Here is a 12,948-nt window from a genome sequence, read left to right as displayed (position 1 = left end):
GAATGCTCCCTACATGGTTTCAATCAAACGCTCAAGGAAAGCGGCGGTTTTGGGTACACGCCCTATGTTTTTACGAACTTCAATGATTAATTTCGGTGCAGATTCACTCTTTTGCAAAGCATCCATAACGGGCTGCCAAGAAATTGCACCTTCGCCAGGAAGCCAATGACGATCAGCATACCCATCCACGTCTTGTAAATGAACATGCGCGAGCCGGTTTTCTGCAGCCGCAATAAAATCCACCACCGAGGGGGCTTTATAATTGCAATGAGATAATTGCGCATGCCCAGTATCAACCGAAAGCTGCAGGTTTAAATGATCAATTTCACGTACAGCGCGCATCCTCATATCCGGATCCGTGTCATCACAGTTTTCCAAGACCAACGTGCATCCGATATCAGCGGCGCGTTGTAAAGGTACCTTTAAAATATCACCCATTGCAGAAATAACGCCGGATTGCACGAATGGATATTGCCACTGATTCAACTTTATCCAATCGTTAAACGGGCTATGAATAACCATATATTGGGCGTTCATATGCTCGCAAATTTCCAACGCGCTGAGTAATCGCGCCGTGATCAATTTTTGAAAAGCTGTCTCCAAATTGCCAAGGTCTAGGCCAAAAAACGGCCCATGCAACCCGCGTGGCCCTTTATGAGCTTGCAGCTTTTCTTGATAGCGAGAAACCAAACCCGACAGATCGCCTGACAATATATTTGGTAGCGTAAAGTCTTGAATTTCAATCGGCCTGTCTTGCTCGCAAAGCCAGTTAAATACCGCATCAATATTATCTAATGTAACGGCCGCTCCGATTTTCGAAAGCGTCATGACCTCTCCCTATTTAATTCCTGCGCGAATGAAGCTTTGCACAAACTGCCGCTGGAAGAGCAGAAAAGCAATAAGCAACGGGCCCGATGTCATCAAAGTGGCTGCGTTTATAACGGACCATTGTATGCCTGAATCTGTAACGGCAAAGATCGACAAACCAACGGTGAGCGGGCGCGTTTCGACCGAGTTGGTCACGATAAGCGGCCAGACGAAATTGTTCCAATGATGGCTCACCGAAACTAGCCCATATGCCAGATAGGTTGGTTTTGCGAGTGGTATGTAAACGCGCCATAATACCCCTAAAAATGAGCACCCCTCAACCCGCGCGGCTTCATCTAATTCCTTGGGAACCGTCATGAACGTTTGGCGCAGCAGAAAGATCCCAAAGCCAGAAGCGATATAAGGCAGACCAATCGCGGCGATCGTATCAATCAACCCGAAGGACCGCATGGTTTGATAATTCTGAACAATCAAAATATCGGGCATTACCAAAAGCTGCAGCAACACCAATGTAAACAGGACGTTTCGGCCTGGAAATGTAAAGCGCGCGAAGGCATAAGCGGCGAGCGTACATAAGAAAAACTGCGCTGCTACGATGCCAGTTACAAGAATAACAGTGTTTAAAAAATACCGTGCAAACGGCGCCTCATTCCAAGCCTGTACAAAATTCTGCAACGTCAAAGGTGCGAATAGGCTAAACCGCGTTTCATATTCACTGGGATGGAACGCCGTCCAAACAGCATAAAGCAAAGGCAAAAGCCACAAAAGAGCCAAACACCAAGCGGCAAATGTGTTTAAAGAGCGGTCAAAATCAAACGGCTTACGTTTCAAAACTGACTGGGGCGCTAGAGAAGAATTTTCGATCATTTATAATGCACTTTTTTATCTAGAAAAAAGAATTGTCCGATTGCAACCGTCGTTAAGATGGCAAGCATGACCACCGTCAGCGTTGCAGCATAAGCCGTGTCCCAATAATCGAATGCCACTTCGTAGATATAAAACAACAAGAGGCTCGACGCATTATTTGGACCGCCTTCGGTCATCACAAAAATATGATCCACCAAGCGAAAGGAATTGATCACAGCATTCACCGAGACGAATAGGGTTGTGGGCATCAAAAGTGGGAAGGCGACGCGCCGGAAATAATAGAACTTACCCGCCCCCTCAATCGATGCGGCCTCGCGCAACGAGGGTGGAATGGTTTGTAAAGCCGCCAAGTAAAAGATCATGAAAAAACCGGCCTCTTTCCAGATTGCCACTGCAATCATTGAATAAAGCGCCGTGTCGGGCGAGCCCATCCAATTTTGCTCAGGGTAGCCAAACACGCCACGGATCTGATCAATCAAGCCAAAGCCCGGCGTGTAAAAAAACAACCAAATATTGGCAACAGCGATCAAAGGCAGAACCGTTGGTGTGAAATAGGCCATACGTAAAAATCCGCGTCCACGCAGCTTTTCATTGACCCAAAGCGCCATCGCCAAAGATAAGATAATTGAAAGCGGAATGGTCCAAACGGCGTACCAAAAATTGTTCACCAGAACCTTCCAAAACACTTCGTCGGCCATTAATGTCGTGTAATTGTCCCAGCCGATGAAAACCGATTTTCGCCGTCCTCGCGCCGTTGAAAAAAACGAACTGATAACAGTTTGCACCGCGGGATAATGGGTGAATGTGATCAAAAAAATCATCGCTGGGCTGAGCAGCAACCACGCATATATCCATTGATGTCGGGTAGAATTTCGCATTTTTATGAAGCGCTTTCGAAATGTGAACCTGCCCAGCAAGCTGGGCAGGCCTGAATGATGTGAAACTTAACGATAAGGTTTCAGAATTCTATCCGCTGCAGCCTGCGCTTGATCAAGCGCTTCTTGAGCGGATTTTTCACCAGCAATTGCAGAGGCCAACGCGTCATTGAACGTTTGGGTTACTTTGCCATTCTCATAGGTTGATAACTCAGCAACCGCAAATTCCAACTGATCTCGCGCAACCAATGCGGGGGGGAAATCAGCAGCATAGGCTTTCATTGCATCGGTTTCCCATGCGTCCGGGCGCGGCGCAACATAACCGGTGGCAATCGACCAAACCGCCGCTTGCTCGGGGCTTGTAATCCACTGAACAAAATCAACCGCAGCGTCTTTTTGCTCATCCGTTGAATCTTTGAACAAATAGAAGTTACCACCACCTGTCGGCGCGCCGCGGCGCTCTTTCGCAGGCAGCATTGCAACACCGAAATCAAACGGGGCATTCGTGCGCACATTTACCAAGTTACCCGTGGTTGTCCACATCATCGCTGTTTCCCCCTCGAAGAAGGCTTTTGGCGTTGGACCCCATTCGATAGAGCCTGGCTGCATCACACCATGCTTGGCAGAGAGATCAACCAAATATTCTAATGCTTCAACAACTTTGGGATCGTTGAAATTGGTTTTATTGCCGTCAGAATTGGCCAAGATTGCGCCTGCCGGTGTGGAAAGACCCTGGAACAACCAATAAGGAAAGCCCGCTGATGGAATACGAACGCCCCATTGCGTGACGTTGCCACTAGAGTCTTTTTTGGTCAGCTTTTTGCCGAACTCAACCATTTCATCCCAATTTGCAGGCGCGGCATCCGGATTGAGACCAGCCTCTGCAAAGGCTTCTTTATTCCAATACAAAACCGGCGTTGAGCGCTGAAACGGAATACCGTAGGTTTTCCCACCGGTTTGACTGTTTTCCATAAAGGAAGGATAGAATCCATTTATCCAACTTTCTTGCTCTTCTGCAGAGACAAAATCGTCGAATGGCACAATAACATCTTCATCGATCAGGGTGAACATTTGGGTTGATAAAAGAACCGACAATTGAGGTGGTTTGCCGCCACGCGCCGCGGTCAAAGCTTTTACGCCCGCATCGCCGTAACTGCCCGCATAAATTGCCTCGATATTGACCCCAGGATTGGCGGCCACGTAATCTGCGGTTAACTTTTCAATCGTAGTTGCGGCAGCGCCGCCCACGGCCACCGGAAAATAAAATTCCAGATCGACTGCGAAGGCCGAACCAACGGCTGCAAGTGATGTCAGGGATGCAACACTGGCTATCTTAAACATTTTTGGAAACATGATTTACCTCTGGGTTTGAGTTTGACGTGCCGACACAGAGCCGGCGTTTTGGGATGACAAAGCCATCTCAATCTCTGAACGCATCGTATCCTCGCGCCGGCCCGAGGCCGTTTCGAACACATGCAAATCGCTTACATTAAAGGCCAATTTGATTGCCATTCCGCTGGTCAAGCGAGTTTGGCCCGGCGCTCGGCAGAGCAAGCTTTCTTCACCAACTTTACATTCAACCATCGCATCTGCGCCCAAATATTCAACCTGGGCCACCTGCCCTTCTATCACGCCATTCTCAGCCGGCACCAACGCCTCTGGACGAATGCCAAAGGTTAAATTTTGGCTTTTCTGCAAAAGCTCTGAGGGAACCGCGCCCGCCAAAAGGCTGGGCGAAAACGTCACCATAGGCGGCGTACCGATAAACTTTGCCGCAAATAAAGTTGCCGGGGTTTCATACATCACGCGCGGTGATGCAACCTGCTCAACCTGACCTTGATTCATCAACACAACTTGATCCGCCATGGTGACCGCTTCAACTTGATCATGCGTCACGTACAGCATCGTCACTCCAAGCCTGCGTTGCAAATCGCGGATTTCTTCGCGCATCTCGGCGCGCAACTTTGCATCAAGATTGGACAATGGCTCATCCATTAAGAAAATAGACTTATCGGCAACAATCGCGCGCCCCAAAGCAACACGCTGCTGTTGGCCGCCTGACAATTGGCTTGGCCTACGGTCTAACAAATGCCCCAAACCCAGCAGCTCAGCCGCGGCCTTCAACTTTTGGTCACGATCACTGCGCGACAGACCGCGCACGCGCAGCCCAAAAATAATGTTTTCCGCTACGCTTAGATGTGGAAACAACGCATAAGATTGAAACACCATCGCAATGTCGCGCGCCGCTGGCGCTGCATCCGTGACGTCTTCGCCATCAATAAACACCTGCCCAGATGTTGGATCATCCAAACCAGAAACAATTCGCAACGCCGTAGATTTCCCGCATCCAGACGGACCTAGCAAAGCCGTAAATTGACCTGCCGGAACATCAAGCGAAACATTGTTTAAAGCCGTTGTGTCACCCCAACTTTTGGTAACGCCTTTTAAGCTAACAGACCCCCCGCTCATATCTGCCTCTGCCACTCACAAAGAGAAACCAGCAAGGGCAAGCGAATATTTCGCCTCGCATTTTGCGAGTCAGATCTAACCATATTATATTCCATTGTAAAAATAATCTTCATCGCCTTTTTCACTCACAAACCAAATCAATTACACCTAAAAAAGCGGCGCTCTTGCCAACCTGACCGGCTCACATTGCATCCGCTTTGGGTTGAAATATTATAGACATAGCCGACGGGCCCAGCCCTATCCCCCATGATCTGTTTGGTTTTTACATCTCCCTAAATCGAGCAATTAATTTTTTACGCTTTAGCGCCTAAATATCATCCATGCGCGGCACCGCAAAGCCATTGCTTCTTCTTTGAGGGAAGCATGCCCCACAAAAAACAACAAAACAACAAAAATATTAGATTTCCAAAAAATTTTTGATGAAAAATTATGAAAAGAGAATTTTTAAACTACAAAACTACAAAAATTTGGCGTTTTTTCTTTTTTTTCGATCAGCTTCAGGTAAGCTGGCACGAGTCTGCTGGGTGTTCCGGCTTGAAATGATCAAAAAGTGACTTTTAAATGCTATCAACCGCCACCGCCTTTCAACGTTACCAAGAAATCCGACACAAACTGCCGACCGCCCCGCAAAACAAAACTATGTTGGATATTGAAAACCTCACGGAGATCTCGGGGAAAGCTGGCGCCTTTGTCTTTGATGCTTTTGGCGTATTGAATGTCGGTGATTGCCTTATCGAAGGGGCGGATCAACGCTTAAGCCAATTGCGCCAACAGGGCTGTGAAATACGCATTCTCACCAATGCCGCGAGTTATGATCGCACCCGTGCATTGGAAAAGTTTGATCGGCTAGGCGTAACGATAGAAGCCGCAGAAATCATCACCAGCCGCGATGCCACGCTATCTGCGCTGACGCAAAACCACTGGGGTATAATTGCCGATCCCGATGACGCATTGACCGATATCAAATTTCAGCACACCCGGCTTGGGCAGAACGCTAGCGAATATGAGGCAGTGGATGGGTTTTTATTTCTATCCTCGGCCAATTGGTCGGCGCAAAAACAACAGCTGCTCGAAGCCTCACTGATCACAAATGCCCGCCCTGTGCTCATCGCAAATGCGGATTTGGTGGCCCCGCGGGAAACTGGTTTCTCGCTGGAGCCAGGGTTTTATGGGCATCTTCTGTTAGATCGCGGCATCACCGACATACGGTTCTTCGGAAAGCCCTTTCCGGAAGTTTACACATTGGTGGAGAACAGCCTTCCGCAGCTTAACCCAAATGAAATTATAATGTGCGGCGATACGCTTCATACAGATATTTTAGGTGCCACGGCCAGAGGGTGGCGCAGCGTGCTTGTCACACAGGACGGGATGTTTTCCGGACATGAGACCGATATTTTCTGCAAAGAATCTGGTATTTTTGCCGATTGGCGCGTTAAGCGGATTTAACACTGCACGATTGCCGGCAAACCGGCGGTTAAAATCTTAGCTTGAAATTTCAAAAATACGAAAAATGAATATGCGTTTGTGTGTAATCCGGCACTGATACCCCTCATGGCGCCTGATTTATGCTGAAAGGGATAAGGCTGTCTCTAAAATGTTCCATAAACTCCAACGTGACCAAGGAGGGTTTTTTCAAAATTGGCCGCACCAAAGACAACCCATGCGGTAGACTGGGCGTAAAGGGGCGAAATCCAAGACCAAGCTTTTGATACTTAACCGCATCCAATTCACTGACGACCGACACCCCAACACCAGTGCAAACCAGTTCGCAGGCTGCGGTGAATTGACGGACCTCTATATGCGAATTCATTGGAATTTGAGCATCTTGAAAACAGCGCGATAATTTCAAGAAGAAATCACTGTCTCGCCTTGTGTGGATGATATTTTCATTTTCAAGATCAGCGGGCCCAATCTGCGTTTTGGCCTCTAAAGCATGGCCTTTGGGAAACACACAAACCGTACGGATCTCAAGATAATGGCGGTCTACCGCTGGATGTCCGATAAATCCGTCCGTGATTCCAAAATCATATTGCTCCCCTATCATCCATTCTAGAATGCGCTCCGGGCGATCAGGCTCGATGGTGAGGCTCACGCCTGGACGGCCCTTTAAAAACTCGGCAACAACTTGTGGCAAATGGCTCGTGGCAAACCCTGGCAAGCATGCGATACGGATGTGACCGGCTTTTCGATTTGTGATATCTTGGCTCAGATCTGAAATCTGCCGCATCAGCTCTAAGACCCGCTTGATATCGGGCACCAAAAGCCGCACCTCTTGCGAGGGCACCAACTGACCATCACGCTTGTCAAATAAAGGAAAATCAAACTCTTTTGCCAGATCGGCGATCAGACGGCTGGCCGCAGGTTGACTGATTCCAAGATCAGCCGCTGCAGCGGTGACCGACCCATTTGTAATAACAGCCATTAACGCCTCTAACTGGCGTATACGCGGCGCTTTTCGTTGTGTCATCGCCCATCTCCCTTCATGATTCGAAATATTTATAATATAATGTTATACGTTTTTATATATTCGGCATCTTGAATTATATTTTTGCGCTGATAAGCTCATCTTTAGTAACGAGGTCCGCGGGCAACACGGCACGCGGCGTAACAAGCATCGCAAACGATGTACGGGAGAGTAATATGAAAAAACATTTGATCGGCGCTGTCGCCGCAACCGCTGTGCTGTCACCAATTGCAGCTATGGCCAAAACCGAGGTGCATTTCTGGCACGCGTTTACCGGGCGTTTGGGTGAATTGGTCGCCGCGCAAGTTGAAGATTTCAACGCCGGCCAAAGCGACTACGAGGTCGTGCAAACCCACAAAGGAAACTACTCAGAAACGTTAAACGCTGGTATTGCTGCGTTCCGCGCAAAAGAACAGCCGAATATTCTGATGGTGTATGAAGTTGGTACCGCCACGATGATGGCTGCAAAAGGCGCTGTTAAACCGGTGTACCAAGTGATGGCTGAAAGTGGTGCATCTTTTGACCCCGATGCTTATATCGGCGCTGTCAAAGGCTATTACACAACCACCGAAGGCGATATGCTATCTTTGCCGTTCAACTCATCCACACCAGTTTTATGGGTAAACCGCGATGCAATGTCTGCAGCGGGTGTTGACCCCGATAGCGATATGTCAACTTGGGAGCAAGTGGGAGACGTTTTAGACCAGCTTAAAGCCGGAGGTGAAGATTGCCCCTTGGTAACTGCTTGGCAAAGCTGGATCCATCTTGAGAATTTCTCTGCCTATCATAACGTACCATTTGCCACACAAGACAATGGTTTTGCAGGCCTTGATACCGAACTAAGCCTGAACGGGCCGGCGCAAGTGGCGCATCTGTCAGCGATGGGCCAATGGGCGAAAGATGGAAAGTTTATCTATACAGGCCGCCGCAATGAAGGCGGTGCAAATTTTCGTGCCGGCGAATGTGCGCTGTTTACCGAAAGTTCGGCTGGCTATGCGGGCATCAGCTCGGAAGCAAAGTTTGATTTTGAAGTCCGCCCACTTCCCTATTGGAAAGCCGTCGCTGATGAGCCTCAAAACACGATTATTGGCGGTGCATCACTTTGGGTGATGGAAGGCCATAGCGCAGATGAATATAAAGGCGTTGGGGCATTCTTGAGCTTCTTGTCTACATCGGATGTGCAAGCCGCATGGCATCAAAACACTGGCTATTTGCCGATCACATCCGAAGCTGGCGATGCAACCCGCGCCTCGGGATTTTATGATAAAAACCCAGGCACTGATATCGCTGTGATCCAAATGACAGCGAAGCAACCTACAGCAAACTCGAAAGGGTTACGGCTGGGCAGCTTTGATCAAATCCGCGGCATCATCGATGAAGAGCTGGAAGCCATCTGGTCTGGTGACAAATCAGCACAAGAGGCAATGGACAGCGCCAAAGAGCGCGGCGATGCTCTGTTGCGCCGCTTTGAACAAGCAAACCGCTAAGTGGATTGTGAATCGCGGGCTCCGGCATAGGGGCCCGCACCTTTTTTAAACGAGGCCCTCTATGGAAAAGCGCGTCACCTTTCGCGGTTGGCTGCTGCCGCTGGTGTTGATTGCACCGCAGGTGATGATCTCGGCGATATTTTTCTTTTACCCAGCCGGACAGGCTATTTGGCAATCGCTGTTTATACCCGATCCGTTTGGCCTCTCTGCTCGCTTTGTTGGGCTTGGAAATTTCGAATTTCTTATCAGCGATAAATATTATCGCGCATCTTTTATCACCACAGCCGTGTTCTCTTTGTTGGTCACGCTCTGTTCGATGATCCCAGCGCTGTTTTTAGCCGTGCTGGCAGATCGTTTGATAAAGGGCTCGGGCGTGTACCGTACCCTGCTCATCTGGCCTTATGCGGTTGCACCGGCCGTTGCGGGGGTTTTATGGTTGTTCATGTTTAACACCCGCGTCGGCGTTGTCTCATGGTATCTGGGGCATTTGGGCTATGATTGGAACCATGTGCTCAATGGTGGCGAAGCCATGGGGCTGGTCGTAGTGGCTTCGGCATGGGGGCGTATCAGCTATAACTTCCTGTTCTTCTTCGCCGCGCTGCAATCCGTACCACGCTCAGTTGTTGAAGCAGCAGCGATCGACGGCGCACGGTTTTGGCGGAGGTTTTTCACAGTTATATTACCACTTTTATCGCCTACAGCATTTTTCTTGTTGGTGGTAAACATCGTTTACGCGTTTTTTGAAACTTTTGGCGTCATTCATACGATTACGGCAGGCGGCCCGCAGCAATCCACCACCATTCTTGTATATAAAGTATTTTCCGATGGGTTTGTCGGCCAAGATCTTGGTTCATCCGCCGCCCAATCGGTGATCCTTCTCTTCGTGGTTGGCCTGCTCACGGTTATCCAATTTAAATATATCGAGAAAAGAGTGCATTACTGATGGAACAGCGCTCTGGCATGGTTGAAAAACGCGGCATGGGCCTTTGGCTTACGCATGGTTTCATGATTACCGGCGTTTTAATTATTTTCTTTCCGATCTGGCTGGCCTTTGTTGCATCAACCGTGACGCAACCAGAGATCGTCTCGCCGCCCATGCCTCTCCTGCCGGGAGGCCATTTTTGGGAAAATTATAAAACCGCCTTGTTATCGGGGGTAAACGTGCCCGTGGCCACCATGTTGATGAACAGTTTGATTATGGCGATCGGAATTGCCGTTGGCAAAATTATCATCTCTCTGCTCAGTGCTTTTGCCATTGTATATTTTCGGTTTCCGGGCCGCACCATTTTCTTTTGGATGATTTTCTTAACCTTGATGCTGCCCGTCGAAGTGCGTATTTTACCCACCTTTGAAGTGGTGGCCGGCTTTGGTATGCTGAACAGCTATTCCGGCCTTATTTTCCCGCTTATCGCATCAGCCACCGCAACCTTTCTGTTTAGGCAATTTTTTCTCACCATTCCGGATGAGCTGGCCGAGGCTGCGCGCGTTGACGGCGCGCAACCGATGCGGTTTTTCATTGATATCGTTCTGCCCATGAGCCGCACAAATATCGCAGCGCTCTTTGTGATCTTATTTATCTATGGCTGGAACCAATATCTTTGGCCCCTTTTGATTACAACCGACCCTGAAATGAACACGATCGTGATGGGTATAAAGCAAATGTTCCCCAGCGGCGATGATGTGGCTGAATGGCCCGTGATCATGGCAACATCGATTCTGGCGATGATCCCCCCTGTTATCGTTGTTGTCTCGATGCAAAAGCTTTTCGTGCGCGGCCTTGTCGATAGTGAGAAATAGAAATGGCAAATGTTACGTTAAAAAATATCAAGAAAAGCTTTGGAGCCACGCATGTTATCCATGGGATAGATGCTGAAATTAAGGATGGCGAATTTATCGTGATCGTCGGCCCATCAGGCTGTGGAAAATCAACGCTTCTGCGTATGGTTGCTGGGCTTGAGACCATTACATCGGGCGATATTTTTATCGGCGATGAACGCGCGAATGAGAAAGAGCCGATGGATCGCGACATCGCCATGGTGTTCCAAAATTACGCGCTATACCCGCATATGTCCGTGCGCCAAAATATGGGCTATGGTTTGAAAATCGCGAAATTGCCCAAAAGCGAAATTGACGCTAAGGTTCAAGATGCAGCAAAACTGTTGCAACTAGAGCCCTTATTAGAGCGCAAACCGCGCCAATTATCTGGCGGTCAACGTCAACGCGTGGCAATGGGGCGGGCCATCGTGCGCGAACCTTCGGTGTTTTTATTCGATGAACCCCTGTCAAACCTTGATGCCAAATTGCGCGTTCAAATGCGGCTTGAAATCCGGGAATTGCAAGAGAAATTGGGGATCACCGCGCTATATGTCACCCATGATCAAGTTGAAGCCATGACCATGGCCGACCGTATGATCGTGATGAATGGAGGCATCGCAGAACAGATCGGTACGCCTTTAGACGTATATGAAAAACCACAAACCCTATTTGCAGCTCAATTTATCGGCAGCCCAGCAATGAATATCTTCGATGCGCATATCGAAGGGGGCCAGGTGAAAATAAGAGATCTGCCTATTGGGCCCGCTCAGGGCCGCGATGGCCCTGTCAAGCTAGGGATCCGTCCCGAGCATTTGGTAAAAACATCCGATGCAGCATTGAACGCCTCGATACAAATGTCCGAACCTCTGGGTGCGAACACGCTGCTGCATGGAAAATTAACGGGGTTCGACAATATAGCAATCACCGCCAGTTTACCCGGCGTGCATCTTTTAGAAACCAAATCCTTTCACATCGGCTTTGCCGTTGAACCCGCCAACATCCATCTGTTCGATCCCGAGACCGGGCGCAGGTTGCCAGTTTGATGCAACATCCCGCAGTTGAAGCCTTTCGCGGGGGTCCAAACCTTATTCGCGTGGTCGGGCATCGCGGCGCGCGCGGTATTTTGCCCGAAAATTCCATGATTGGATTTGAATTTCTGATGCAAACGGGCACCCCACTATTGGAATTTGATGTGTTGATGACCTCGGATATGGTACCAGTCATTACCCATAATCATCATCTTCATGGCGCGATTTGCCGCGGCCCAGATAAAGGTTTTCTAAATGAAGAACCAAAAGTCGCCCATCTAAGCTGGGCAGAAATCCAAAAATTTGATATCGGGTGGATTGATGGCACGACCGCCTATGGGCAGCGCTTTCCTGAAAGGGCCCAGCTGAATAATATTCGTATTCCCAGCCTTTACCAACTTTTAAAAGCCGCAGGCCAACCACCATTTGTCGATGCCAAATTCATGCTTGAAATCAAATCAGATCCCGAATTTGCGCAGGATATCGATTATCGCAGGCAATTGATCGAAATCATTATCGGGCTAGTCCGCGCTGCAGGGGTTGCCCAGCGCACGCTTTTGCACAGCTTCGATTGGGATCTGCTTGCCGAATGCGCGCGACAAGCGCCTGATATTCCAATTTCATTTCTTACCCAAATGCCCAAAAATATGCCGCATCAGGGCGAAGATTCAGCGCATTCCATAAGCCCCGGTTTTTCTGGATGTGAGGATAATATCCCGAAAATGGTAGAGGCTGCTGGTGGCGCGCTTTGGTGCCCCTATATTGCTGACATAACCCCCAAAACGACAGCACTTGCCAAAGAGTTGGGTCTGTGCGTTGCAGCCTGGACCGCCAACGAGCCAACCGAGATTGATCAGATGATCGATTTAGGTGTCGACGCGATTGTCACCGATTATCCGGGCCGGGTTCAACGCCGGCTTTCAGATCGAGGCATCAACTGGTGAGGCCGATGCCATAGAAATTCATGTTTCGCGATAAAACTGAAAGACATGAAATTGAATCAAGAGCCGTGGATTACAGACAACCGGACCGGACTTTACCCATCCGCGCAACCGAAAACTGATCACCTGATAAGAGATAAGCCCACAATTCGTGGCGCGCGAACGTGATTGAAC

The 12,948-nt window shown here is 49.0% G+C and carries 12 protein-coding genes; 6 read left to right on the top strand and 6 right to left on the bottom strand.

What is annotated here, in order from left to right; all coding sequences use genetic code 11:
* Positions 1 to 9: 9 nt before the first annotated feature.
* The 5 genes from UM181_12185 to UM181_12165 form a co-directional block, all read right to left on the bottom strand.
* Positions 10 to 828: a TIM barrel protein gene (locus UM181_12185; protein ID WQC62081.1), complete on the bottom strand. Its 819-nt coding sequence runs from the start codon at positions 826 to 828 to the stop codon at positions 10 to 12.
* A 9-nt stretch (positions 829 to 837) separates the two neighbouring features.
* Positions 838 to 1,695, bottom strand: coding sequence for a carbohydrate ABC transporter permease (locus tag UM181_12180; protein WQC62080.1), 858 nt, complete (start codon positions 1,693 to 1,695; stop codon positions 838 to 840).
* The gene (locus UM181_12175) at positions 1,692 to 2,573 is read right to left on the bottom strand and encodes a sugar ABC transporter permease (protein WQC62079.1); all 882 of its coding nucleotides are present in this window, start codon (positions 2,571 to 2,573) and stop codon (positions 1,692 to 1,694) included. The genes UM181_12180 and UM181_12175 overlap by 4 nt, the downstream gene beginning before the upstream one ends.
* 66 nt (positions 2,574 to 2,639) lie before the next feature.
* Complete coding sequence (locus UM181_12170; protein ID WQC62078.1) at positions 2,640 to 3,911, bottom strand: ABC transporter substrate-binding protein; 1,272 nt, start codon at positions 3,909 to 3,911, stop codon at positions 2,640 to 2,642.
* 15 nt (positions 3,912 to 3,926) lie between these two features.
* Positions 3,927 to 5,039: an ABC transporter ATP-binding protein gene (locus UM181_12165; GenBank protein ID WQC62077.1), complete on the bottom strand. Its 1,113-nt coding sequence runs from the start codon at positions 5,037 to 5,039 to the stop codon at positions 3,927 to 3,929.
* A 561-nt stretch (positions 5,040 to 5,600) separates the two neighbouring features.
* Between UM181_12165 and UM181_12160 the strand changes: the two genes are divergently transcribed.
* Complete coding sequence (locus tag UM181_12160; protein ID WQC62076.1) at positions 5,601 to 6,485, top strand: HAD hydrolase-like protein; 885 nt, start codon at positions 5,601 to 5,603, stop codon at positions 6,483 to 6,485.
* A 103-nt stretch (positions 6,486 to 6,588) separates the two neighbouring features.
* Here UM181_12160 and UM181_12155 read toward each other — a convergent pair whose 3' ends face one another.
* Positions 6,589 to 7,506 (bottom strand): LysR substrate-binding domain-containing protein, encoded by a 918-nt coding sequence (locus UM181_12155; GenBank protein ID WQC62075.1) that lies wholly within the window; start codon positions 7,504 to 7,506, stop codon positions 6,589 to 6,591.
* A 173-nt stretch (positions 7,507 to 7,679) separates the two neighbouring features.
* Between UM181_12155 and ugpB the strand changes: the two genes are divergently transcribed.
* The 5 genes from ugpB to UM181_12130 all read left to right on the top strand — a co-directional run bounded on the left by ugpB (position 7,680) and on the right by UM181_12130 (position 12,777).
* Positions 7,680 to 8,990, top strand: a complete 1,311-nt coding sequence (gene ugpB / locus UM181_12150) for a sn-glycerol-3-phosphate ABC transporter substrate-binding protein UgpB (protein WQC62074.1) — start codon at positions 7,680 to 7,682, stop codon at positions 8,988 to 8,990.
* A 61-nt stretch (positions 8,991 to 9,051) separates the two neighbouring features.
* Positions 9,052 to 9,933, top strand: coding sequence for a sn-glycerol-3-phosphate ABC transporter permease UgpA (gene ugpA / locus UM181_12145; protein ID WQC62073.1), 882 nt, complete (start codon positions 9,052 to 9,054; stop codon positions 9,931 to 9,933).
* A 17-nt stretch (positions 9,934 to 9,950) separates the two neighbouring features.
* On the top strand, positions 9,951 to 10,787 hold the full coding sequence (gene ugpE / locus UM181_12140; GenBank protein WQC64749.1) for a sn-glycerol-3-phosphate ABC transporter permease UgpE: 837 nt from the start codon (positions 9,951 to 9,953) through the stop codon (positions 10,785 to 10,787).
* A gap of 2 nt (positions 10,788 to 10,789) precedes the next feature.
* The gene (locus UM181_12135; GenBank protein WQC62072.1) at positions 10,790 to 11,848 is read left to right on the top strand and encodes a sn-glycerol-3-phosphate import ATP-binding protein UgpC; all 1,059 of its coding nucleotides are present in this window, start codon (positions 10,790 to 10,792) and stop codon (positions 11,846 to 11,848) included.
* Complete coding sequence (locus UM181_12130; GenBank protein ID WQC62071.1) at positions 11,848 to 12,777, top strand: glycerophosphodiester phosphodiesterase family protein; 930 nt, start codon at positions 11,848 to 11,850, stop codon at positions 12,775 to 12,777. Before UM181_12135 ends, UM181_12130 begins: the two co-directional genes overlap by 1 nt.
* Positions 12,778 to 12,948: the final 171 nt, after the last annotated feature.

The sequence above is a fragment of the Alphaproteobacteria bacterium US3C007 genome, assembly GCA_034423775.1.
GTDB classification, from domain to species: Bacteria; Pseudomonadota; Alphaproteobacteria; order Rhodobacterales; family Rhodobacteraceae; genus Thalassovivens; species Thalassovivens spotae.
Note: the sequence above shows the minus strand (reverse complement) of the source record. Positions and strands in the feature narration are given on the sequence as shown.